At 67.8% G+C, this 23,364-nt stretch carries 21 protein-coding genes; 8 read left to right on the top strand and 13 right to left on the bottom strand.

All coding sequences use genetic code 11. The features are described 5' to 3' along the window. Positions 1–43: 43 nt before the first annotated feature. Positions 44–781 carry a hypothetical protein gene (locus ACWEKR_RS20920; protein ID WP_452355879.1) on the bottom strand — a complete coding sequence of 246 codons (738 nt, stop codon included), beginning with the start codon at positions 779–781 and terminating at the stop codon, positions 44–46. 261 nt (positions 782–1,042) lie between these two features. On the opposite strand from ACWEKR_RS20920, the gene ACWEKR_RS20915 reads away from it, so the two are divergent. After that, on the top strand, positions 1,043–1,564 hold the full coding sequence (locus ACWEKR_RS20915; RefSeq protein WP_452355878.1) for an SAM-dependent methyltransferase: 522 nt from the start codon (positions 1,043–1,045) through the stop codon (positions 1,562–1,564). Here ACWEKR_RS20915 and ACWEKR_RS20910 read toward each other — a convergent pair. From ACWEKR_RS20910 to ACWEKR_RS20900, 3 genes are all read right to left on the bottom strand, one after another. Further along, a complete protein-coding gene (locus ACWEKR_RS20910) occupies positions 1,551–2,183 on the bottom strand; it encodes a pyridoxamine 5'-phosphate oxidase family protein (protein WP_452355976.1) in 633 nt (210 codons plus the stop codon). The two genes, ACWEKR_RS20915 and ACWEKR_RS20910, sit on opposite strands and share 14 nt — an antisense overlap. A gap of 232 nt (positions 2,184–2,415) precedes the next feature. Beyond that, entirely contained in the window at positions 2,416–4,602 is a 2,187-nt protein-coding gene (locus tag ACWEKR_RS20905) for a molybdopterin-dependent oxidoreductase (protein ID WP_452355877.1), read from the bottom strand. A 198-nt stretch (positions 4,603–4,800) separates the two neighbouring features. Then, positions 4,801–5,319 (bottom strand): hypothetical protein, encoded by a 519-nt coding sequence (locus ACWEKR_RS20900; RefSeq protein ID WP_236567061.1) that lies wholly within the window; start codon positions 5,317–5,319, stop codon positions 4,801–4,803. Between the two features lie 507 nt (positions 5,320–5,826). On the opposite strand from ACWEKR_RS20900, the gene ACWEKR_RS20895 reads away from it, so the two are divergent. Together ACWEKR_RS20895 and ACWEKR_RS20890 are read left to right on the top strand one after the other, a co-directional pair. After that, positions 5,827–6,405, top strand: a complete 579-nt coding sequence (locus ACWEKR_RS20895; RefSeq protein WP_452355876.1) for a DUF4282 domain-containing protein — start codon at positions 5,827–5,829, stop codon at positions 6,403–6,405. A gap of 237 nt (positions 6,406–6,642) precedes the next feature. After that, a complete protein-coding gene (locus ACWEKR_RS20890; RefSeq protein WP_452355875.1) occupies positions 6,643–7,485 on the top strand; it encodes a helix-turn-helix domain-containing protein in 843 nt (280 codons plus the stop codon). A 23-nt stretch (positions 7,486–7,508) separates the two neighbouring features. Here the strand turns inward: ACWEKR_RS20890 and ACWEKR_RS20885 are convergent, their stop codons facing one another. Further along, positions 7,509–7,937, bottom strand: coding sequence for a MarR family winged helix-turn-helix transcriptional regulator (locus ACWEKR_RS20885; protein ID WP_159844702.1), 429 nt, complete (start codon positions 7,935–7,937; stop codon positions 7,509–7,511). An 85-nt stretch (positions 7,938–8,022) separates the two neighbouring features. On the opposite strand from ACWEKR_RS20885, the gene ACWEKR_RS20880 reads away from it, so the two are divergent. Beyond that, complete coding sequence (locus tag ACWEKR_RS20880; protein ID WP_452355874.1) at positions 8,023–9,489, top strand: MFS transporter; 1,467 nt, start codon at positions 8,023–8,025, stop codon at positions 9,487–9,489. A gap of 386 nt (positions 9,490–9,875) precedes the next feature. Here the strand turns inward: ACWEKR_RS20880 and ACWEKR_RS20875 are convergent, their stop codons facing one another. Beyond that, complete coding sequence (locus ACWEKR_RS20875) at positions 9,876–10,424, bottom strand: dTDP-4-dehydrorhamnose 3,5-epimerase family protein (RefSeq protein ID WP_159844862.1); 549 nt, start codon at positions 10,422–10,424, stop codon at positions 9,876–9,878. 2 nt (positions 10,425–10,426) lie between these two features. Next, entirely contained in the window at positions 10,427–11,299 is an 873-nt protein-coding gene (gene rfbA, locus ACWEKR_RS20870) for a glucose-1-phosphate thymidylyltransferase RfbA (RefSeq protein WP_159844696.1), read from the bottom strand. Positions 11,300–11,527: 228 nt separating this feature from the next. On the opposite strand from rfbA, the gene ACWEKR_RS20865 reads away from it, so the two are divergent. Further along, positions 11,528–12,517: an alpha/beta hydrolase gene (locus ACWEKR_RS20865; protein ID WP_452355873.1), complete on the top strand. Its 990-nt coding sequence runs from the start codon at positions 11,528–11,530 to the stop codon at positions 12,515–12,517. A gap of 290 nt (positions 12,518–12,807) precedes the next feature. Here ACWEKR_RS20865 and ACWEKR_RS20860 read toward each other — a convergent pair whose 3' ends face one another. After that, positions 12,808–13,518 (bottom strand): hypothetical protein, encoded by a 711-nt coding sequence (locus ACWEKR_RS20860; protein WP_452355872.1) that lies wholly within the window; start codon positions 13,516–13,518, stop codon positions 12,808–12,810. A gap of 305 nt (positions 13,519–13,823) precedes the next feature. Here ACWEKR_RS20860 and rfbB point away from each other — a divergent pair, with 305 nt between their 5' ends. Further along, positions 13,824–14,840, top strand: coding sequence for a dTDP-glucose 4,6-dehydratase (rfbB, locus tag ACWEKR_RS20855; protein WP_452355871.1), 1,017 nt, complete (start codon positions 13,824–13,826; stop codon positions 14,838–14,840). Positions 14,841–14,897: 57 nt separating this feature from the next. Here the strand turns inward: rfbB and ACWEKR_RS20850 are convergent, their stop codons facing one another. Next, positions 14,898–16,487: a DUF2142 domain-containing protein gene (locus ACWEKR_RS20850; RefSeq protein ID WP_452355870.1), complete on the bottom strand. Its 1,590-nt coding sequence runs from the start codon at positions 16,485–16,487 to the stop codon at positions 14,898–14,900. Beyond that, positions 16,484–17,458 (bottom strand): glycosyltransferase, encoded by a 975-nt coding sequence (locus ACWEKR_RS20845; protein WP_159844685.1) that lies wholly within the window; start codon positions 17,456–17,458, stop codon positions 16,484–16,486. Before ACWEKR_RS20845 ends, ACWEKR_RS20850 begins: the two co-directional genes overlap by 4 nt. Before the next feature lie 144 nt (positions 17,459–17,602). Between ACWEKR_RS20845 and ACWEKR_RS20840 the strand changes: the two genes are divergently transcribed. Both ACWEKR_RS20840 and ACWEKR_RS20835 read left to right on the top strand, forming a co-directional pair. Continuing rightward, positions 17,603–18,139: a GtrA family protein gene (locus ACWEKR_RS20840; protein ID WP_452355869.1), complete on the top strand. Its 537-nt coding sequence runs from the start codon at positions 17,603–17,605 to the stop codon at positions 18,137–18,139. Between the two features lie 134 nt (positions 18,140–18,273). Continuing rightward, the gene (locus ACWEKR_RS20835) at positions 18,274–20,190 is read left to right on the top strand and encodes a glycosyltransferase (protein WP_452355868.1); all 1,917 of its coding nucleotides are present in this window, start codon (positions 18,274–18,276) and stop codon (positions 20,188–20,190) included. A 112-nt stretch (positions 20,191–20,302) separates the two neighbouring features. On the opposite strand, the gene ACWEKR_RS20830 is transcribed toward ACWEKR_RS20835, so the two are convergent. The 3 genes from ACWEKR_RS20830 to rsgA form a co-directional block, all read right to left on the bottom strand. Next, positions 20,303–21,154, bottom strand: coding sequence for an SDR family oxidoreductase (locus tag ACWEKR_RS20830; protein WP_159844676.1), 852 nt, complete (start codon positions 21,152–21,154; stop codon positions 20,303–20,305). A 142-nt stretch (positions 21,155–21,296) separates the two neighbouring features. Beyond that, positions 21,297–22,001, bottom strand: a complete 705-nt coding sequence (locus tag ACWEKR_RS20825) for a hypothetical protein (protein WP_452355867.1) — start codon at positions 21,999–22,001, stop codon at positions 21,297–21,299. Between the two features lie 57 nt (positions 22,002–22,058). After that, the gene (gene rsgA, locus ACWEKR_RS20820; protein WP_195084984.1) at positions 22,059–23,105 is read right to left on the bottom strand and encodes a ribosome small subunit-dependent GTPase A; all 1,047 of its coding nucleotides are present in this window, start codon (positions 23,103–23,105) and stop codon (positions 22,059–22,061) included. Positions 23,106–23,364: the final 259 nt, after the last annotated feature.

Here is a 23,364-nt window from a genome sequence, read left to right as displayed (position 1 = left end):
CCGGGCTGTATGGAGCTGATCGCACTTCGATCGCGTTACCAGTTCATACCTCCATCACGCCCGGATCCCGCGAATACGGCTGTGGCTGGGGCATGGGGACGGGCCCGGGCGGCACCATCCCCTCGGGAACAAGCGGAATGACTGGCACGAGCGGCGTGAGCGCCACCTCGACGCCCAAATCCATCTGCGCGCGACTGAAGACTTCTATGGCTTGCTGGAGCGTTCGCTCGATGGTGATGGCGAGCTTGTATTCGGCATACGACGCGAGACTGCCGGTGGACGGACGTTCGGTGTAGGAGGCGGGCACCGCCCGATCGAGGTTGGCCGCGTTCAATGTGTCCTGCAATCGATAGACCAGATCCTTGATTTGTTGCAGGGCCGTTGCACCTATGGTGGCGGCTTGTTGGGCGGTGGTGAGCGCGGTGCCGTCGGTGCCGTGCCACGCCGCCGAATGACCTTGCAGGCGACCCTGGAAGGTCGAATATGTCGCGGCGGCGAACCCGGTCAGTCTGGTGGTCTCGTTGGACGGTAGCGAGGGCGGAGCCACGGGCGGGCTTTTGGGCGGGGGTACCGCGTACTTCGGGGTGCCCAGTGTGTCGGCCAGATCCTGGAAGACAGATCGGGCAGCGATTATGTAGTCGGCCAGCGCCTTCGATACTCGAGGTGGCGGTTCGAGCGGCACCTGCCAGCCCTTGGGCTTCGGCTTGGGCGGAGTAGGTGACGGTCCGGGGGAGGGGGAGGGCGTGGGATCGGCTGTCCCCTCGGGCAAATCGATTTCCATCAAGCCACCCTTCTGCCGACCGTCGAATTCCGGGATCCAGCCTCCCACCCCAACCTGTGCCGTGGGCTCCCAGCACCGGGAGTGGGTGAGGAGCCGGCGTGAGCAGCTGTCGCGACCAGGTATCGGGTGGATTCGCCAGGGCCGGTTCAACTCGCCGTCCGTCACGACGGGGCAATCCGTCCGGTTCAACCCCGTCCTTATGGACAGCCGTTCGAGGTGCGCGGGTGATGGTCGCGAGCGTCGTCGCCGGGTCGCCGTCCTGTGGTTCATGGCGAACTACTTCATCGCCATGGCGGTGCTGGAGCGTCGCATCGGTCGCGAAAGGGTGGGCTGCGCGTCCATGACTACAGCGCGCGACCGCGAAACGTCCCCTCCGAGGTCGCCGAGTACCTCGAGCGAGATCGGCCGCTCGCGGTCATCCTGTCCAGTGTCGTGCACCATGTGCCCGAGGAACTCGACCCCGCCCGGATCGTCCGCGAGTACACCGAGATCCTGCCGCCCAGTTCACATATCGCGCTCGACCACTACCTGGACCCGGCCGACAATCCCGTCGCCCATCGGTTCGCCCGCGAACTCGAGAACCGCTTCGTCCACGGGCTGGGTTCGGGCTGGTTCCGCACGGGGACGGATCGGCTCCTTGTTCGACGGTCTGGAACTGGTCGAACCCGGTCTGGTCGAACTGGGCGACTGGTGGCCTCACGGTCCCGCTCCGCGCCCGCGCTCGCAGGAGGAGCGGCTGATGCTGGGCGGGCTGGGCGGATACCGACTCTCAAGAACCGGTGAACAGCGAACCGGCCAGTTCGGTCTTCTCCGCCTTCGCGCCGAAGTAGTCGCCGCCCTTGGCGCGGACGTTGTCGGTGCCCCACTCGCGCTGTTCGCGCGGGGCGGGCACCAGGTGCGGGATGTGCTTGCGGCAGTGGATGTACGCCTCTTCCACGTCGACCACCACCCAGTGTTCGGCGGCGCGGCCCTTGTGGTTGACGGGCAGGTCGGGCACGACGCTGCGGAGGGCGGGGTCGGAGACGATGTGTGCCGAACCGTTGATGTGCAGTCCGATGAGGTCCCGCACGAAATCGATGAGCAGGATCCCGACGTGCGGGTTCTCCAGGATGTTGCCCAGACTGGCCATCACGCCGTTGCCACGATATTCCGGGTACGCGATCCTGCGCTCATCGATGACGTGCAGAAAACCGGGTGACCCGGCCCGGAAAGTCGAGTCGCATTCGCCGCGTTTGTCCGCCGTTGCGATGAATGCCATATCCATCCGGCCGATGAATTCGATCATCGTCGGATTGAGCCTATCGAGCACCTGATCGTCGTAGAAGCGCTGGGCTCGATCTTGTGTTCCGCACCGTTCCTGCAGCTCACGCTCACCGTCGCTGCCGTTTTGTGTGCCGGGCATCGCCGCCCCCTCTGGTCGCCGGAATCCGGGGTCCACCAGGCTCGACGTTGAACCGCGGTCGCACCGAGATCGCGCCAATTTTAGATGAGAAGCGCACGGTAAAACGTCGAAATCCACGTAGATGATGCCCACGATTCTCATGCCGCGCAAGGAATTACATAGATTAGCTAAGAGCCGACCGGCCGGGATTATTTCCGGCCGGTCGGGATTTGCCAATTGATGTGCGGTGCCCTCAGGCGGGGATCAGGGTGACCGGAACCCCGTTGAACACGGCATTGCCGGAGGGCGCGTCGACCACCGAATCATCGGTGAGCACATTGGCGTTGACGCCCGCGTGCTCACGGGCCACGGCCTGCGTGCTGTCGACATGGCCCCAGCCGTGCGGCAGGCTCACCACTCCGGGCATGATGGCCTCGGTCGGCTCCAGCGGGACCGTCAGCGTCCCGGCTGCCGACTTCACCACCGCTCGGTCGCCGAGCCCGAGTCGCGCCACGTCGGCCGGATTGATGTGCAGGGTGCAGCGATTCGATCCGCTCACCAGCGTCGCGATGTTGTGCATCCAGCTGTTGTTGGACCGCAGCTGTCGCCGCCCGATCAAGACCATCTCCGGCGCGGCATCGGACAGACGCGCCCGCATCCTTGCCACGTCGTCGAGCAGTGGCTGCGGGGCCAGGTCCACTCGTCCGGTCGCCGTGCGCAGCACGCCCGGCAGGCGCGGTTGCAGTGGGCCGAGGTCGACCCCGTGCGGGTTGTCCAGCAGCACTTGCAAGTTGAGTGTGCCGCCGTTCCATTCGCCGTGCGGCCCGAGGCGCAGCATCAGGTCGATGCGCTGCTCGGTGCTGGTCTCCCCGATCAGGTCGCCGCGCCGTTCCGCGAGCCCGGCCTTCTGCAGCAGGCCCGCGATCACGAATTCATCCACAGCGGTGAGCGCATCGATACCATCCGAGCCGCGGTGCGGCCTGCCGGTCAGCGCGGCGGCCAGACGCGCCAGCACGGCAGGCTCCGACGGCCGGTCACCCAGCGGCACCAGCGGCCGCGAGTAGCGGGCGTAGTTGCGCACGGCGAACTGCAACAGCGCGAAATCGTAGTGCGCAGACTGGGTCGGGCGCGGCGGCGGCAAGATGACGTCCGCGTGCCTGGTGGTCTCGTTCACATAGCGGTCCACGCTCACCATGAAGTCGAGCCGGGCGAACGCTTCGTCCAGGCGCGCCCCGCTCGGCGCGGACAGCACCGGGTTCCCGGCGACTGTGATCAGCGCGCGGATCTGGCCTTGCCCCGGTGTGACGATCTCGTCGGCGAGCGTCGCGACGGGCAGTTCGCCCATCGCCTCGGGCAGTTCGCGAACCCGGCTGGCCCACCGCCCCGTGCGGAACGGCTTGGTACGCGGGATGCCGCCGGCCGCGGCGGTGGCGAACATCGCGCCGCCGGGGGAGTCGAGGTTTCCGGTCAGCGCGTTGATCGCCTCGACGAGCCACTGGGTGATCGTGCCGAATTCGGCGGTGCAGGTGCCGATGCGGGCGTACACCGCCGCGGTCGGGGCCGCCGCGAGCTCGCGGGCGAGCCGCACGATCGTGGACGCCGGGACGCCCGTGCGGGCCGCGACCGTTTCCGGGTCGAACGCGGCGGCGGCCGTGCGCAATTCCTCCAGCCCGGTCACCTCGACGCGCAGGTCGGTCAACTGCTCGGCGAAAAGCGTGTGCACGATGCCGAACAGCAGGTAGGCATCGCTGCCCGGCCGGATGAACAGGTGCTCGTCGGCCAGCTTCGCGGTGCGCGTGACCCGGGGATCGACCACTACGAAGCGACCGCCCCTGCTCCGTAGCGCCTTCAATCGGCCCGGAAAATCGGGTGCGGTGCACAGCGATCCGTTCGACTCCAGCGGGTTCGCACCGAGCATCAGCAGATAATCGGTGCGGTCCAGGTCGGGCACCGGCACGGTCAGCGGGTCACCGAACATCAGCCCACTGGCCACCTGCTTGGGCATCTGATCCGCGGTGCTGGCCGAATAGATGTTCCTGGTGCCCAATGCTCGCAGCAGGATGGGCACGTACAGTGTGCCCGCCACGGTGTGGGCGTTGGGATTGCCCAAGTAGGCGGCGGCCGACTGGTTCCCGTGCGCGGCCACGACGGCGGGAAACCGCTCGGCGATGTAGTCGAAAGCTTCGTCCCAGGTCGCGGTGCGCCAGGTATCGGTCGCGCGATCACGGATCAGCGGTTCGGTGACCCGGTCCGGGTCCTCGTCGAGATGGCCGAAGCTAGCCCCCTTGGGGCAGATGAAGCCTTTGCTGAAGGGATCCTCGCGGTCGCCGCGGACGGAGGTCACGTGGTCGTCTGGATCCAGGGTGATTTCCAGGCCGCAGACCGCCTCACACAGTGGGCAGGTCCGCAGCAGATTGCGCGATTGGGTGATCGGGGCCATACCCCATCTTGGCGTCCGGTCGTGAAACTGAAAAGAGAACGCTCGACATCCGCGCGCTCGCGATCAGCAATGCCGAACGACCGGTACCCGGTGGCGCTCCGGGGTGGGGAGCCGGAGCACCGGGACGGATACCGGTCGCAAACAGGCCGGGTAGCGCGGCCCCGGCCTGCGATCAGCAGGTGAACTGGATCAGGGTGTTCAGCAGGCGATGGTCAGCTTGGCGCGACGCGACGTGGTGGCGGCGCGCACGGCCGCGGCGATCGCGACGACCGGCGGCACCCAGCGGGCCTCGGCGGGAGCGACGCCCCAGCAGGCCGAACCGGCCGAGAGCTGGGTGGGCGGCAGCGGGATGCCCGCGCCGTCGGTGTACACGGTGGCTCCGGCCTCGCGCAACGCCTGCAGCGCCATCGCGGCCTTGCGGACGCCGGTGACCAGGTGGATCTCGCGACGTTCCGGGCCGGGAATCTCGATCACCGCGCCGGACAGGTTGTTCGCGCGCAGGAAGCGGCGGACCTCGCCGGCCAGTTCGCCGGTGACCTCGATGCCGGACAGGTCGTCGTCGGTGACCAGGCTCAGACCGTTGGCCGTTTCGGCGACCGTCCACCCGCGCTGGTCGTACTCCTGCGCAGCGGCGGTCAGCTCGGCCGCCTGGACGGAAGTCGGAAACGTGGTGCGCACTGTCTTCTCCATTCCCCGGTAGATCTCTGGGTCCTGCATTCATGGGTCGTATCGGCGGGCGCTGCCTCGAGCGTTACGCGTTATCCCAGAAAATTTCCGGAGTGTCGCCTACGTCTCATTTCCGAGGGGTTCATCCGTGTATCGCCGGGCACCCCGAGGTGGCTCGCCATGGTTGCCACGCAGCCACTTTCGGTCCCGGACCTGTCCACTGGCTGCGCCGGAGCTGTGAGGTCGCTGTGGATGGCCCCTAAGGGGGTCGCGGGTGCGAGAACATACCGGTGGCCCGCGTTTCCGGCTGGATTCGCTCGCCTCGGGCAGGAAGGATCCTCGGCATGAGCGGTCAGGCCCGGAGGCGGCAGCGCAGCGTGACCACGCAGGGTCCTCGCTCATGCCGCAACGCACACAGCATGAGCGGTCAGGCCCGCAGGCGGCAGCGCAGCGTGACCACGCAGGGTCTCCGTTCATGCCGACACACGGCATGAGCGTCGGGCGCGGCGGCGGCCGGCGTGACCACGGAGGGCCCGCGCATGCGGAGGAGGACCCGGCATGAGTGACGAATCCCACAGCACCGGCGCGGACCCGGACCGCGCGGTGGCGGACCCGGGGGAGTACGAGGCCCAGTCGCGCCGGCTCACCTGGAAGGAACCGGCGGCCGAGCGCTTCGCCGGGGCCGCCTCCGACGAAGAACAGCCCGCCGAGCCGTTCCGCAGTCCGCGTGCCTTCGCGCAGTGGAGCGCCGCGGCCGCGCGTGCCTTGGTCGACGTGCAGTTCCATCGCCCGGCCACCCGCACGCTCTTGCCGCTGGCCTACATCCTGGGGTTGGTCTTCGCCGTCGCTGTGCCCATCACGCTGACGGTCTCGGCATGGCGGGTGTCCGCGGTACTCGGAGTGCTCGCCGCGTTGCTGGGCGTCCCGCTCGGCCTGACCATCGCGGCCGCCGTACGTCTGATGCTCGAGTTCCTGGTCAACGCCTCGCGGCTGGCGACAAGGGTGGAGCACATCAGTGAGCTGGCCGACGACCTGTTCCAGGCGTTGTCGGACGTGGCCGAGCCGGTCAACCAGCTGTCCGAAGACGTTCGCGCGGTCCAGTTCTGGCGTTCTCGCAAGCGCAACCCGCGCAGGTAGAAGCGAAAACGCAACGTGCGGAAGTGGTTTGACTCGCAGTAGCCATCGGCTTGGCTGAGACACGCGCCGTGACCGCTGCGAGTTTCGCTGTGAACAATGCTGTTCGGATACCCGGCACATCCACCTCGGGTGTCCGGGATTGGCGCTCCGGACCGCTGACGGACACGATTCGCGGGGCGGTGCACGGTGAAACAGGGGGGAAGCATGGCTTTACCGCAAGGAACGACTGGATCGACCATGCCGCGACGGCAGCTCGGCAGGCACTTGCGTGACCTACGCAACCGGGCCGGGATGACCACTCGGGTGGCCGCGCAGCAGCTGGAGTGGTCGGAGGCGAAGATCTGGCGGATCGAGACCGGTCAGACCTCGCTGCGTGGTCTCGATGTCGAGGCGATGTGCAAGGTCTACGGCGCGCCGCCCGACCTGCTCGAACCGCTGCGCGCCTTGGCGCGCGACACGAAGGCCAAGGGCTGGTGGACCGCCTACGGCGACGTGATCCAGGAGGGCTTCGACGTCTACATCGGGCTGGAAGAAGCGGCCTGCCGGCTGCTCACCTACGAGAACGAGCTGGTCCCAGGGCTGCTGCAAACCGAGGGCTACACCCGGGCGGTGTGCGCGGCGGCCCACCCGGAGCTGTCCGCCGACGAAATCGACCGCAGGGTGCGCCTGCGTCAAGCCAGGCAGGCGCTGGTCACCCGCCCGAACGCGCCGCTGGAGCTGGACGCGCTGATCGATGAGGCGGTGCTGCGCCGACGCATCGGTGATCCGGAGGTGGCCGCCGGGCAACTCGATCACCTGCTGCGGATGGTCGAGTTGCCCAACGTCCGGATCCGGTTGGTGCCCGGGGATTGCGGCTATCACGACGGCATGACCTCGGGTCGGTTCGTTCTGCTGGAGTTCCCGGATGTGCGTTCCGGTGAGCCGCCCGAACCGCCGGTGGTCTACCTGGAGGCGTTCACGGGACCGGTCTACGTGGACAAGGAGCCCGAGATCGCGCGATTCCGAACCGCATTCGCGAGCATCGAGGCGGCGGCGGTCGATCCGCGCGTGCGCATCGAGGAAGTCCGGAAATCGCTCTGACCGGGACACCTATCCGGCGCTGATCAGCACCTCGGCGGCCCGGGCAGGTCCCAGGTGTCGCTCAGTACCGCGCGGTGAGTGGGCAAGGCTTGCTCGTAGACCGAACGGCCCTTCTCGGTGAGGCAGACGAACACGGCGCGGCGGTCTTCCGCGCACATGGTGCGCTGCACCAGGCCGTCGCGCTCCAGCCGCGCCACGGCTCGCGAGAGCGCGCTCTGGCTGAGGTAGATGTCGTTGGCCAGATCGCTCATGCGGTAGTCGCCGCAGTTCGCGTCGACCAGCCGGTCCAGCGTCTCGAATTCGCTGAGCCCGATCCCGTGACCGTTCTGGAGCGCTTTCTCGAGCGCGCAACTCACCGCCGCGTGCCGGTCGAGCAGCTCGCGCCACTCGCCGACCAGCCCGGCCGGCGCGAGGGCGCGCCGGGATGTGCTGACGGTGGTCGGCTTCGACATGGCCCCATCTTAGTGGGCCCGGGACATCTATGCAATCGCATTAAATGTGTTGGCATTTAATGCACGCGCATGTAATGTCCCTCGCATGACTTCACCAGCAACGCTCTCGGCCGCTCAGGCGACCGATCCGACCAGATGGTCAGCCCGGCTTTGGGGCATGCTGATCACGCTCTGCATCGTGTTGTTCCTCGACGGTCTCGACGTGTCGATGATCGGTGTCGCGTTGCCGTCCATCGGCGCGGAACTCGATCTGTCCACCTCCACCCTGCAATGGCTGGTCAGCGGCTACGTGCTCGGCTACGGCGGTCTGCTGCTGCTCGGCGGCCGCACCGCCGACCTGCTCGGGCGGCGCAAGGTCTTCCTGATCGCGCTCGCGGTCTTCGCGGTCGCCTCGTTGGCCGGTGGCCTGGTCAGCTCGGGTCCGCTGTTGATCCTCACCCGCTTCGTCAAGGGCCTCGCTGCCGCGTTCACCGCGCCGACCGGCCTGTCCATCATCACCACCAACTTCGCCGAGGGCCCGGCCAGGAACAAGGCGCTGTCCATCTACACGGTGTTCGGCGCGGGCGGCTACTCCATGGGCCTGTTGTTCGGCGGCCTGATGACCGGTGTGGGCTGGCGCTGGACATTCCTGCTCCCGGTGCCGATCGCGCTCGCCGCGCTGGCCGCCGCGTTCGTGCTGGTGCCCAAGGACAAGCCCGCCGAGGAAGGCGGACACGATCTGCTGGGAGCGTTGCTGTCCACCGCCGCCATGCTGCTGCTGGTCTACACCGTGGTGGCCGCGCCGGAAGCCGGCTGGGCCTCGGCGCGCACCATCGGCTCGTTCCTCGCGGTCGTCGCGCTGTTCGCCGGGTTCGTCGCGACGGAGAAGCGGGTGCGCTACCCGTTGGTGCGTCTGGGCATCCTGCGCAAGACCTCGCTGGTCCGCGCCAGTCTCGCGATCGTCGCGGTGGCGGGTTCCTACTTCAGCTGGCAGTTCATCGTCACGCTCTACATGCAGGACACTCTCGGCTGGTCTCCGCTGCAGCTGGCCATGGCGCTGCTGCCGGTCGGTCTGCTGGTGGTGCTGTCGGCCTTCTTCTCCGACAAGTTGGTGGATCGCTTCGGCACCGGGCCGGTGATCGCGGTGACCATGGTCGTGATGGCCATCGGATACCTGCTGTTCCTGCGGCTGGATACCGCCCCCTCCTACCTGACGATGCTGCTGCCCGCCGTGCTGCTCATCGGCATCGGGTGGGTCGGCTTCCCGGCCATCAACATTCAGGCCACCAACGGTATCGATGACGACGAGCAGGGCCTCGCCGCAGGCGTGCTGCAGACGTCCATGCAGGTCGGCGCGGCCATCGTGCTCGCGGTGACCACGGCGATCATCTCCTCCGGCGCGCACGCCGACATCTCCGCCGCGGGAATGCTCGACACCTACCGCCCTGGTCTGGAATTCGCCGCGGGCGTGTCCATCGTCGGCGCGCTGGTCGCCTTGCTGGCTTTCGTGCCGCGGTTCCGCGGCCAGGAGCGGGTGGCGGAAGCGCCGAAAGAATTGGAACTCGTCGGCTGACCGCCGCACCGTCCGCCTCGCGCCGTCACCCGCACCGGGTGGCGGCGCGAGGCCGTACGTGGTCCGGTCAATCCTTACTCGGCCGGGAGTCGGCCCGGCCCAGGTCACTTCGTATGGCTGCCCTGCCTTCGCTCAGCCCGGCACGAAGTCCGCCCTGGCTATCGACTTCTTCCGCTGCGTCGCCTTCGCTCTGCCCGCCGCGGGCTGGATGTCCAGGTGCGTCCTCGTGCTGCCGCCTCGCTCGTCATCGTCGAAAGGCCTGGGTGCGGTGACGCCCTCACGCGGGCTGCGCCGCCGTCGCTCGCCCGGCGCGGGCTCGTGCGGACCGCGTCGCGCTGTGTCCTCGTCACCCGGTCCGGGGGTATTGCCCGGCGGCTCTGCTCCGATCAGGAGAACGGCGGAGCCGCAGTGTCTTTCGCGGAACGGACGAAGGTGAGTTCCTTGCCGTCGCGCCCCAGCCGCGGCCACTCGATGCCCAGCGTGGGATCGAACGCGTCGATGTCGTGGTCGAACTCCGGCTGGTACTCCAGAGAGCACAGGTAGGTGACCGTCGATCCGTCCTCCAGGGAGAGGATCGCGTGGCCCAGACCCTCGGACAGGAACACCGAGCGCCGGTCGACGTCGTCGAGCAGCACACTGTCCCAGCGCCCGTAGGTCGGTGAGCCGGGACGCAGGTCGACCACCACGTCGAGGAACGCGCCGCGCACGCAGGTCACGTATTTGGCCTGGCCCGGTGGGTCCTCGGTGTAGTGGATGCCGCGCAGCACCCCGGCGGCCGACACCGAGCAGTTGACCTGCCGCAGGTCGAACGGTCGCCCGGTCGCCTTCTCGAACTCCGAGGCCTTGAACCCCTCGAGGAACATGCCGCGATCGTCGCCGTGCTGGCGCGGGGTGACCACCCACGCGCCCGGCACCGCGAGCTCCCGGAACTCCATGCTCACCAGTCCCGTCCGCGGTCGAGCAGATCGAGCAGATAGCGGCCGTACCCCGAGCGGACCATCGGTTCGGCGAGCCGGCGCAGCTGCTCGTCGTCGATGAAGCCCATCCGCCAAGCCACCTCCTCGGGAACGCCGATCTTGAGGCCCTGCCGCTCCTCGATGGTGCGCACGTAATTGGCCGCGTCGAGCAGGGAATCGAAGGTACCGGTGTCCAGCCACGCGGTGCCGCGGGCGAGCACGTCCACGCTCAGCCGATCCTGTTCCAGATAGGCGCGATTGATGTCGGTGATCTCGTATTCGCCGCGTGCGGACGGCCGCAGCGACCGGGCGATCTCCACCACGTCGTTGTCGTAGAAGTACAGCCCCGGAATGGCGTAGTTCGAGCGGGGAACCTTGGGCTTCTCCTCGATGGACACCGCGCGTCCTTCGGTGAACTCCACCACGCCGTAGGCGGTCGGGTCGGAGACCCAGTACGCGAACACCGCGCCGCCGTCGATCCCGTGGAAGCGATTGAGGCTGGTGCCGAGACCGGGGCCGTGAAAGATGTTGTCGCCGAGCACCAGTGCGGCGCAATCGCCGCCGATGTGATCGGCGCCCAGGACGAAGGCCCTGGCCAGGCCGTCCGGCTCGGGCTGGACCACGTAGTCGAGGGACAGCCCGAACTGCGTGCCGTCGCCGAGCAGCCGCCGGAACGCCGCGGCGTCCTCGGGCGTCGTGATCACCAGGATGTCCCTGATCCCCGCGAGCATCAGCGTGGAAAGGGGGTAGTAGACCATGGGTTTGTCGTAGACCGGGACCAGCTGCTTGCTCACCCCGCGCGTGATCGGGTGCAACCGGGAGCCGGTGCCGCCCGCCAGAATGATTCCGCGCATGCCTGGAGTCTGCCAGTTTCTCGGCTCCGGGATTCGATGAGGTTCCGAGTAGCCCTCGATTCGGTCACGGCTGTTTCGCCGCGGCGGGGTTGGAGCGATTCTGTTGCGTAGGTCACGATGCGCATGGTGTTCTGAAAAGACACTGCGTGAGATGTCAGCGCCGACAGCTCGCCTGGGCGACCTCGGTCCGGTCGTGATTCGGCGCGCCAGTTGTGAGGTAGGTGCGCGATGGCGACCAGAGACGGCGAGCCCGGCGTGGTGATGAATCCGAAGGGCCCCAGCGCGCAATCGCGCCTGCTGCTTGCCACCTGTATGGGCGTGGTGCGGCCGGTGCTGCGAACCTTCCCCGTGACCAAGGCGACCATTCCGGTCGGCGCCGCCACCGTCGACGGGCTGGCACGGTTGCGTCCCCGTCCGCAAGGCATCGATCGGGAGCAGGTGTCACTGCATCGTCTCCGCCTGGAGATCATCCGCCCGGCCGGTGCGGCGCGTGCGCTGCGCCACGGCGCGGTGCTCTACATGCACGGCGGCGGCTTCGCGATCTGCAGCACCCGCAGTCACCGCCCGATCGCCGCGAGCCTGGCTCGTCGCACCGGCCTGCCCGTGATCAATGTCGAGTACCGCCAACTGCCCGGCACGCGGATCACCGATTCGGTCCAGGACTGCCTGGCCGCCTACCGCTGGCTGCTGCGCCATGGCGCCGATCCGGCGCGGATCATCTTCGCGGGTGACTCGGCGGGTGGCTACCTGACTTTCGCGACCGCGCTGCTGGCCGTGGAGTCCGGCTTGCCCGTGCCTGCCGGGTTGGTCGGCTTGAGCCCGCTGCTGGACCTGGACTACGGGGCGAAGCGGGACTATGTGAACGTCGCGCGGGATCCGTATATCCCGTTGTCGGCGCTGGAAGCGGTGGTGCGCATCGGCGCGGAGGTCGACGGCGTGCTCGATCCGGCGCTGTCGCCGGTCAACGCGGTGCTGTCCGCGCTGCCGCCCGTGCTGTTGGTCGCCGCCGAGGACGAGGTGCTGCGCTTCGACTCCGAACTGATGGCGCAGCGGCTCTCGGCGGCAGGCGTGCCGAACGCGCTGGAACTGTGGCGCGGCCAGGTCCACGCCTTCATGAGCATCGCGCCGAACCTGCCGGAGAGCAGGGCGGCGCTGGCGCGGGTCTCGCGGTTCGTGCGGGCCTGTATAGCCGAGGACCAGCGGGCTCGGACGGCGTAACCGGTCGGGCCCTGCCCAGGCGAGCCCCGCCCCGTACCAGACGGGACGGGGCTCGCGTCTGTGTGTGGGCAGCTCGCGGCCGCAGGGTTTTCGCACGGCCTCCGGACTATTTCCGAACCGAAGTTATCTGTCCTTGATAGGCCAGGTCACGAGTTTGTGATCTTCGCATTTTGCATTTTGTTCGGTAATCGTTCACCTTGCCGTCCGCTCCCGGAATAACCGAAGCCCCGCCCGCGCTTGCGCGCGGGCGGGGCTTCGGCGTTGTTCGATTTGCGCGTTCGGCCGCTGGATTACTTCGCGGGGGCGTTGAACGGCTGGTTGATGGTGCTGAAGTACTGGATCGCAGCACCGATCGCGACCGGAGCGGTGACCAGCAGCTGGCCCGCGAGGGTGCCGAGCGCGCCGACGGCGATGATGCCGCCGAGGCAGCCGATGGCCGCGGCCGGGATGAACGCGCCGAACAGGCCGATGATGGCCGCCGAGGCGACGGTCGCGCCGGCGATGCCGCCGAGCACGCAACCGACCGCCGCGCCGCTGAGGCCGCCGACCAGGGTGCCGATGGTGGCGCCGGTCGAGATGGTGTCCTTCATGCGGTTGAAGGCGGCCTGCTCACGGTCGTACTCGGTCTTCCACGGCGCCTTGTCCTCGAAGGGGAGGGCGACCGGCTTGTAGGTCGCGTGCGCCATGTCGAACTGCGGGGTCAGGGTGGCGGTACGGTCCGCGATCTCGGCAGCGATCGGGAACTCGAAGTCGTCCACCCGGAAGGTCAGCGGCATGCCGGTGAGCACGTCACCGTTGGCGGCCTTGACCTTGAAGGTGCCATCCTCGACGACCATGGAACCGGCATCGGTCGTGATGATGGACTGGGTGTCGGTCGCGTGGGCGGTGAAGTTCACCGCGCCATCGGCCTCGGAGGCCGGAGCCGCGTTCACGGTGCCGGCGGTGACGCCGAGAGCGGCGATCAGCAGTGCCGACGTCGCGGCGAATTTCCTCATCAGCATTTTGTTTCGAACCTCGATTGGAACGTTCGGAGGGGACTAGACGAGCAAAATCTAGACCAGCTAACGCGTGGTGAACCCGTTGTGACTGTTTATTCAAATTTTGTTCACCACTGCGACCCACGGCTCGGTGGGGTCGCGGAAATGTGGGCGCTGACCGGGCTTTTCCGAGAGAAACCAATCCCAGAGTTCTTTTCATTGGGAAGTCAATGAGACGAAGGTCACAGATCAAAAACCTGGAGTGAGCCTCGGTCGCAGCGGATTCGAGTCCGTCGCCGGTGCGCCGCGGCGCCACGTACAGTCAGGGGGTGCGATTGCTCGTCACCGGCGGCGCCGGGTTCATCGGCGCGAACTTCGTCCTGCAGACCGTGTCCGACCATCCGGATACGACCGTCGTCGTCCTCGATGCCCTGACCTACGCGGGGAACCGGGCCTCGCTCGATCCGGTGTCCGACCGCGTCGACTTCGTGCACGGTGACGTCGCCGACTTCGACCTGGTCGACCGGCTGGTCGGCGGCGTGGACGCGGTGGTGCACTTCGCCGCGGAGTCGCACAACGACAACTCCCTCGCCGAGCCGTGGCCGTTCGTGCAGACCAATATCGTCGGCACCTATTCGTTGCTGCAGGCTGTGCGCAGGCACGACGTGCGCTACCACCATGTGTCGACCGACGAGGTCTACGGCGATCTGACGCCGGACGACCCGGCGTTCACCGAGACCACCCCGTACAACCCGTCCAGCCCGTACTCGGCCACGAAGGCCTCCAGCGACCTGCTGGTGCGGGCTTGGACCCGCTCGTTCGGCGTGCGCGCCACCATCTCCAACTGCAGTAACAATTACGGTCCGTACCAGCACGTGGAGAAATTCATTCCGCGCCAGATCACCAACTTGATCGATGGCGTGCGTCCCCGGCTCTACGGGGCGGGGCACCAGGTGCGCGACTGGATTCACGTCGACGATCACAATCGCGCCGTGTGGGAGATCCTGCGCCGCGGCCGGATCGGGCAGACCTACCTGATCGGCGCCGACGGCCAGCTCGACAACAAGTCCGTGGTGCGGATGATCCTCGCGGAGTTCGGCCGCGATCCCGACGATTTCGACCACGTGACCGACCGCCCCGGTCATGACCAGCGTTACGCGATCGACGCGACGTTGCTGCGTTCCGAACTCGGCTGGCAGCCCCGCTACGCGGACTTCCGCGCCGGCCTGGCCGCCACCATCCAGTGGTATCGGGACAACGAATCCTGGTGGCGTCCATACAAAGACAGCACCGAGCGCGCCTACCACGCGGCCGGAGAGCGGACGCTCAGCGCGGCAAGCGACTGAAACGCAACGGCGCCCCGGGGAAAGCCCCGGGGCGCCGTGACCGAACTCCTCGACCGCTCAACCCCACACGATGGTGTAGTACTTCGCCGCCGCCGCGACCAAGGCCACACTCGCCGCCACCAGCACGGTGACGGCCGGGCCGACCGTCGGGGTCCTCCCGGCGGAGTCGGTGAGCCGCAGCGGCATCCAGCGCAGCAGCACCGCGAGCGTCACGATCGCCAGCGGCACGAAGTAGCGGCCCTGCACGCCGTCGATGATGTAGTAGTCGACCGGCGTGAAGGACATGTAGAGCGTCACGTAGATCATGGCGACGCTGGCGGCCATGGTGAGCGCGAAGATCAGGGTGCGGCGGAAGGCCGGGGCGGTCATCCGTTCGGCGACGCCGAGGCTCACCGCGAACGCCAGCAGACAGGCCAGCATCGACAGCGCGGGCACATCGACGTAGGCGAAGCCGAGTTCGCCGAAGAACTGACTGAACCAGCGCTGGTCGCGTAGCGCGATGCTCTCGCCGAACACCTGCGCGAACTCCGGCGGATCGCGCAGAATGCCGCTGAGCTGATCGCCGGGACGCACCGAGTGCCACTGGTGCGGCGGCCGCATCAAGCCCATCCCGTCGCCGGTCGGCGCGGCGATCTTCATCCACGCCGCGAAGGCGAGTCCACCGGCCGCTGCGAAGGCAGGCGGGATCGCGCGCCGCCAGCCGCTGAACCCGAACCGGTCCGCGGGCACCAGGGCCACCAGAAGTGCGAGCAGCACGTAGGTGGGCTTGCTCACCGGCAGCAGGATCGTCGCGGCCAGCAGCGCCGCGATCTCCGCCCGGCCCAGGCGCTCGCCGAGGAACACAGCCTTCACCAGCAGCGCGGAGACCAGGATGGCCAGTGCGTTGGTCATGGTGTCGGCGGTGACCGTGCCCGCCTGGAACACCGCGATCGGCAGCACGGCGACGGTGAACGCCAGCCACTGCACCCGGTGCGCGCGCAAGGCGTACAGACCGAACCCGACCACCGAGAGATAGGCCACCAGTCCGGCGAGCCGGGTGAGCAGGAGCAGGCCGCCCACGTCGAGGCCGAAGAGTTCACCGAGCCGGATGCCGATCGCGGCCGGGAGGTAGGGGACCGGCGAGTACGCGGCGGTGTTGGTGAACCAGACCGGTTCGGTGGCGTCGGAGACCGCGGCGCTCGTCAGCTGGTCGTAGCGGCCCGGATCGGCCACCATGGGGTCGGGCTCGTCGGGGTTGGTCGTGTAGTCCTGCAGCGCGTAGCCCATCAGCTTCGTGATGCTGGACGGGACGTCGCCGCCGTAGGCGATGCCGCGATCGTCGTGGATCCGCTGCGGCAGAAAGCCCCCGTGTGCGACCTGGTAGGCGCGACCGAACTGGGTGATCTCGTCATGTCCCCAGAACGGCGGGGTGAGGACGGTGAACAGCGCGCCGAAGATCGTGGCCAGCAGAGTGAAGGCGATGGTCGCCCCGCCCAGCCGGGTCACCAGTCGGCCCGCGACCCCTTTCGCGGACCTGTCCGCGCCGGTGGCCGCCTCGGCGTCCACCGCAGGGAGCGGCGCGGTGTCGGTCGCGGGTAGGGGGGCGGTGTCCGCGCGGTCTTCCACATCCTTGTCCGGCGTGGCGGTCGGATCCGCCGAGGTCGTCAACGCCGGGCTCCGCCGTCGCCGGTGGTCCGCGGGTCGTCCGCGCCCACCGCGGTGTACCGCAGGTAGACCAGGCGCGCGGCCTCGTGCCGAGAGCGCCGGATGCCGTCGAGGATCAAGCCCGCGGTCCACGCGAGGCTGCCGAGCAACAGCAGCGTGAAACCGAGGAACAGCGTCGGGAAGCGCGGCACCGCGTGGGTGTTGTAGAACTCGACGACGATCGGAATGGTCAGGACGATCGAGACCAGCCAGGCCAGCGTGCCGAACAGGCCGTAGAACGCGACCGGTCGTTCGTGCCGGGCCAGGCCGACGATCAGGGCGAGGATCTTGAATCCGTCGTGGTAGGTGCGCAGCTTGCTCTCACTGCCCGCCGGGCGGTCGCGGAAGCCGACCGGCACCGCGGTCTGCGGCACCCGCAGGTGCAGGGAATGCACGGTGAGCTCGGTCTCGATCTCGAACTCACGCGACACCGCGGGGAAGCTTTTCACGAAGCGACGGGAGAACACCCGGAAACCGGAGAGCATGTCCTCGACGTTCTCGCCGAACACCTTCCCGACCACGCCGTTGAGCACCTTGTTGCCGGTCTCGTGTCCCGCGCGGTAGGCCGAGGCGCCCTCGTCCTGCTTGCGCACGCCGAGCACGTGGTCGTAGGGGCCGTCCAGCAGCGTCTTGATCATCAGCGGCGCGGCCGACGCCTCATAGGTGTCGTCACCGTCGATCATCAGGTACACGTCGGCCTCGATGTCGGCGAAGGCGCGGCGCACCACGTTGCCCTTGCCCTTGGTGTGCTCGTGCCGGACGATCGCTCCGGCTTCGCGGGCCCGCTCGGCCGTCTTGTCCGTGCTCAGATTGTCGTAGACGTAGACGACGATTCCCGGCACGGCGGCCTGCAGGTCGGCCACGACCTTGGCGACCGACGCCTCTTCGTTGTGACACGGAACCACGGCGGCAATACGGAGCTCGGTGGAGTCCACCCGGGTCAATCCTCGCGATCGGTGAATGTGGGAACACGGGGAGGGTACAGGGAACTCACAGCCGGCGCGTGGCCGACCTCACCGCGTGCGGGAGCGGAATTTCCCCTCGCGGACGGTTCTGCGCGCCTGCGGTACCGTCGGGCCGTGCCATCCAGTGAGTCCACCGCGCCCGCGGGCGAGCCAGTGACGCAGCAGACCGGAACGGTCGTTCGCAAGGTGTTCACCGCGCTGCGCAGAGGCGGGGCTTTCCTGGTGGTCGGCGCGATCGGCTTCCTGGTCGACGCGGGCACGTACAACCTCCTGGTCTTCTGGGGTGGCGAGGGCGTGCTGTATCACTACCCATTACCGGCCAAGATCATCGCGATCGCGGTGGCGACGGTCGTGACCTATTTCGGCAACAAATGGTGGACATTCGCGCACAAGCGGACCGACAATCCCGGCCGCGAGTACCTCCTGTACGCCGTGTTCAACGTGGTGGCGATCGGCCTGCAACTGGGCTGTCTCGGCTTTTCCCGCTACGTGCTCGAGCTGTCGAGCCCCCTCTCCGACAACCTCTCCGGTACGGTGATCGGGCAGATCGTGGCCGTGGTTTTCCGGTACTGGGCTTACGACAAATTCGTCTTCACCGGAGCGCGAGCGGGCGACGACAGCGCCACCGACAACGAATCGGCGAACGTTTAGCAATGGTTCGAGCACACGTCGGCGTGGCTGTACGGCGGGCAACCGCACACGGCGGTTGATATCCTCACCCCCGCCGTTCAGGCATCGAGGGGCGTGTCTGTCCCGTCCGGCACAATGAGAATTTCGAGGATTTCATGGATCAGTCGGCTATCGAGGCCGTTACCGAAACAAACGATCGCTCGACGGCCGCTGAGGCGCCTGCCGCGCTGCGTGCCGACCATCGGGCGCCGGACCGGTTAGTGCTCCAGCGCGGCATCTTCACCGGTCCGTCGGCGAAGGTGAGCGACGAGTTATACGCCGTCGTGAAAGGTGGCGCGCACCGGGAACGCCAGACCCTGCGTTTGGACAAAGGCGCGACCGCGCACACCAACACCTACTTCGGCCGGTTCGCCGCCAGCTACTGGCAGCGCTGGACCACGGTCACCGAGGTACGGGTCACCATGATGCTCGAGGTGGTCGCCAAGGCCAAGATCCGGCTGGTGGCCTCGGACATCGCGGGTCACCGCAGGATCATCGATACGGCGCGGGTCGACGCGAGCGGTTCGGTCACGCTGAGCGCACCGCTCGACCAGTACGTCGACGGCGGCGCGCTGTGGCTGGAGTTCGACGCCATCGGCGGCGCGCTGGGGATCGCGGAACTGAGCTGGACCGCCGTCGCACCGGAACGTGTTCGTCCGGTCGCCATCGCGATCTGCACCTTCAACCGTGCCGAGGACTGCGCCGAGACGGTCGCCGCACTGTCCTCCGATCCCACCGTGCTCGCCGCGATCGACGCGGTGTACGTGGTCGACCAGGGCACCGATCTGGTGGAGAACCGGCCGCGCTACCAAGAGGTCGTGCCGGTCTTCGGCGAGAAGTTGCGTTATCTGCGCCAGCCGAATCTCGGCGGCGCCGGCGGCTTCACCCGGGGGCTCTACGAGGTGTCCGCGGTCAACGAGCACGCCGACGTCATCCTGATGGACGACGACATCTTGTGCGAGCCGGAGACGGTGTTGCGGCTCAATGCGTTCGCCAACCTGACGGTCGAGCCGACCTTGGTCGGCGCGCAGATGCTGTTCCTGCTCAACCCCGACTACCTCAACGTCGGCGCCGAGGAAGTGCATCTGAACCGGCTGCGGCACGGCCAGAAGGTGGCGAAGGCGCTGCGCAACACCAGCATGCTGAAGAAGAACCAGGAGCGCCGGGTGGACGCCGGCTACAACGCCTGGTGGACCTGCCTGATCCCGGCCGAGGTGGTCGCGAAGATCGGCCTGCCGATCCCGATCTTCTTCCAGTGGGACGACGTCGAATACGGCATCCGGGCGCGCGAGCACGGGTTCGTCACCGTCACGCTGCCCAACGCCGCGGTCTGGCACGCGGACTTCTACTGGAAGGACTACGACGATTGGGCGCGCTACTTCAGCACCCGCAACTCGCTGATCGTCGGCTCGCTGCACACGGAACTGAACGGTAAGGAGATCGCGGGCAGGCTGTTCCGGGAGATGTCCGAGCAGTTGGTCGCGATGCAGTACGGCCTGGTGCACACCACCCTGCAGGGCATCGAGGACTTCTTGAAGGGCCCGAAGGTGCTGCGCGACGGCGGTATCGAAGCATTGGCCGCCGCGCGCACCAGCCGCGCCGACTATCCCGAGACGATCAAGCACCCGGCCGCGACGCCGCCGGTCCGCTCCGCGGACATCACCTTGCGCCGTGCCGGTGGCGAACCCAGCCGCGCGAAGCTGGTGCTGATCAAGCGCGCGATCACTCAGTGGCTGGGCCGCACCCAGCACGGCATCATCGGCGTCACCAGGGAAGACGCCTACTGGTGGCATGTCTCGCTGTTCGACCACGTGGTGGTCACCGATGCCTCGCAGTCCGGCGTCCGGGTGCGCAGGCGCGACAAGGCTCGCGCGCTGCAACTGCTGCGCCGGATGGTGCGCGTGCTGCGTCGCTTGCGCCGGGAACTGCCCGCCGTGCAGGCGCAGTACCGCGCCGCCATGCCGGAATTGACCAGCCGGGAGAACTGGGAGCGGTTGTACGGGATCGACAGGTCCGCCGCTCCTCGCTCCTGAGCGGTGGCCGAAGCGCCCCCGAAGCCGGGTCGGTGTCCGACCGGTCTCGGGGGCGCTGGTGTCTTCTGCGAAATGCCCTCTCACATAGGACATCTCGGCGCAGAAGCGAGCGTCAGAGAAACAGGTCGGTGGTCAGTTCGCCGTCGCCCGGGGTGACGCGGTACTTGTCCAGGTCGGTGATGCCGTGGGCGGCGAGGACCTCGTCATCGATGAAGAAGTTGCCGCTGGTCTCCTTACCGGGCGAGGTGAGCACCAGGTAGGCGGCGTCGGCGTAGATGTCGGGGGTGCGGGAGGTGGAGACCATCTCCTCGCCGCCGAGCAGGTTCTTGACCGCCGCCGTGGCGATGGTGGTGCGCGGCCACAGCGAGTTGACGCCGATGCCGTCGCCTTTGAGTTCCTCGGCCAGCCCGAGCGTGGTCAGCGACATGCCGTACTTGGCGATGGTGTAGCCCAGCGCCATGCCAGCCCACTTCGGGTCCAGATTCAGCGGCGGGGACAGGGTGAGGATGTGCGGGTTGCGCCCGGCCTTCGCCGATTCGCGCAGGTGCGGGATGCTCAGCTTGGACAGCAAGAAGCTGCCCCGGCAGTTGATGTCCTGCATCAGGTCGTACTTCTTCATCGGCAGTGCGTCCGTGGGGGACAGGTCGATCGCGGAGGCGTTGTTCACCACGATGTCGATGCCGCCGAAACGCTCGACCGTCTGGCGCACCGCCTCGGCCACCGACTCGTCGATGCGGACGTCGCCCACGAACGGCAGCACCTGCCCGCCCGCCTGCTCGAGCTCCGCGGCGGCGGTGTGGATGGTGCCCGGCAGCTTGGGATGCGGCTGGTCGGTCTTCGCGATCAGCGTGATGTTGGCGCCGTCGGCCGCGGCCCGCTTGGCGATTTCCAGCCCGATGCCGCGGCTGCCGCCGGACATGATCATCGTTCGTCCCGCTAGCGGCTTGGATCCGGGTTCCGTCATCTGACCTGCTCCTTCGTTTCCGCCGCAGGCGGCAGCCCGCAGCTGTACGCGCGCTTGCAGACTAAGCGTAAACCCGCTCGCTATGCAACTAGTTGCATAGGTAATGCGAAGAGAGGGCACCGGCCGCCGGTGCCCTCTCGAATCAGATCGAGGCGATGAAAACGATGTTCAGCAGGAACATCACTGCGACCAAGGCCCAGACGATGTACAGGAACACCATGCCCGGAGCCTTCTGCGGAACCGGTCCGATCGCGCCGTTGAGGAAGATCACCACCGGCGGCTTGTAGTAGAACCGGGTCGCCTGTCCCTCGGCGATCGGCACGGTGACGTTCGCCTGACCCATGTCGAACAACCACGGGGTGGTGACCCGGACGTGGTACTGGCCGGGCCCGACCGGGATGTGGTTCGCGCCCCAGCGGGTGTTGGGCACCCGCTGGCCGTTGACCAGGATCTTCGGCTTGGTGAGCGCGAGCACGAACGTCCACAGCGAGTACGAGGCGTCGATGGTGATGCCCGGCGGATCGGCAGGCTGACCATAGCCTGGCTGACCGAACTGCTGCGGTTGCCCATACGGTTGCGGCTGCCCGAACTGCTGTGGCCCGCCGTACGGCTGCGGCTGACCGTATTGCGGTGCGGGCTGGGCGAATTGCGGCGCCGGCTGCCCATACGGCGGCTGGGGTTGGGCGAGGTGCGGTTGGCTCGGATGCTGCCCCGCGGGCGGCGCGTACTGCGCGGGCGCCTGCGGAGGCGGGTACTGGCCGACTGGCGGCTGCTGACCGAACGTCGGCTGCCCGGGCCAGGGGCCGGGCTGCTGACCGGGTGGCGGGTACCCGCCGGGTTGACTCATCTATCCCTCCCAGATAGCGAACGATGCGAGGGGCACCCTACCGTGCCCCTCGCTCGATCAGCGGCCCGAGTTCCGCTCCTGGTACATCCGGCGCTGTTGTTTGACGATGCCTCGCCAGGCCCGCTGTCGCTCGGCCTGCAGTCGCTTGTCGGTGCGCGCCCGCATCCATTCGTTCTCCCGGGCCAGCTTGTCGTAGCTGTCGAGCCTGCGCTGGGTCAGCTCGCCGCTGTCGATCGCCTCCCGCACCGCGCACCCCGGCTCGCCGTGGTGCGCGCAATCGCCGAAACGACACTGCGCGGCAAGGGATTCGATGTCGCTGAAGGTCTTCTCGATTCCTTCGCCCGCATCCCACAATCCGACGCCGCGCAGCCCTGGCGTATCGATCAGGGTGCCGCCGCCCGGCAACGGGCGCAGTTCCCGGTGCACCGTGGTGTGCCTGCCTTTCTTGTCCGTGTCGCGCACGGAGTTGGTGGCGAAGACCTCCGCGCCGAGCAGCGCGTTGGCGAGGGTCGACTTCCCAGCACCGGAGGGTCCGAGCAGCGCGACGGTGCCGTCGAGCATCGCCGTGAGCACGTCCAGCCCCAGACCGGTGTTCGCGCTCACCTCGAGCACGGCAGCGCCCGGTGCGACGGCGCGTACCTCGTCGAGCGGGATGTCGTCGGCCGCGTCGGCCTTGGTGAGCAGCACGATCGGCTGGGCATTGCTCTCCCAGGCCAGCGCCAGCATGCGTTCGATGCGGCCGAGGTCCACATCGCCGTCGGCGGCGGTGCAGATCAGCACGGTGTCGACGTTGGCGGCGAGCACCTGGCCCTGCGACCGGCCGGACACCGACGAGCGCACGATCGCGGACCGGCGCGGAAGTAGCCGCCGCACCGACGAGGTGGCGTCGACCGTCACCCAGTCGCCGGTGCACAACCCGCTGACTTCGGAATCCGGGCGCGGGCAGCGGACGCGGGCGAGCCCGTTCGGCGTGATCGCGTCGCATTCACTGCGATCCATGCGAATCACCCGCGCCGGCACGCAGTCTTCCTCGATCAGCGCGGCGTAGCTGGTGGAAACGGCTTCGGTCCAGCCGTAAGGGACGAGAAGGTCGTGGTCGACCATGGTGGAAGGAATCCTTCGTCGGGCGCCGAACCCGAGAAGGGTTCAGCGAGCGGAGAATGAGGGGGAGTTTCGTGTGGCGGCACGACGGAAGTCAGCTCGCCAGGACACGACAACCCGAACGTTCCTCGTCACGGTCCACACCTCCTTACCTCTCTCGCGGCTCCGCTCACTTTTGCACCCGACCCCGCTGGGCGCAACCGAATTTCCGATCCGATCGGGAAGCGCCTCTCGGATCCCCGACCCGACGCGCGGGCCCGCC

The sequence above is a fragment of the Nocardia sp. NPDC004573 genome, from assembly GCF_053602135.1.
The sequence above is the reverse complement of the archived record's forward strand: the minus strand, read 5'-3'. Positions and strand labels throughout refer to the sequence as shown.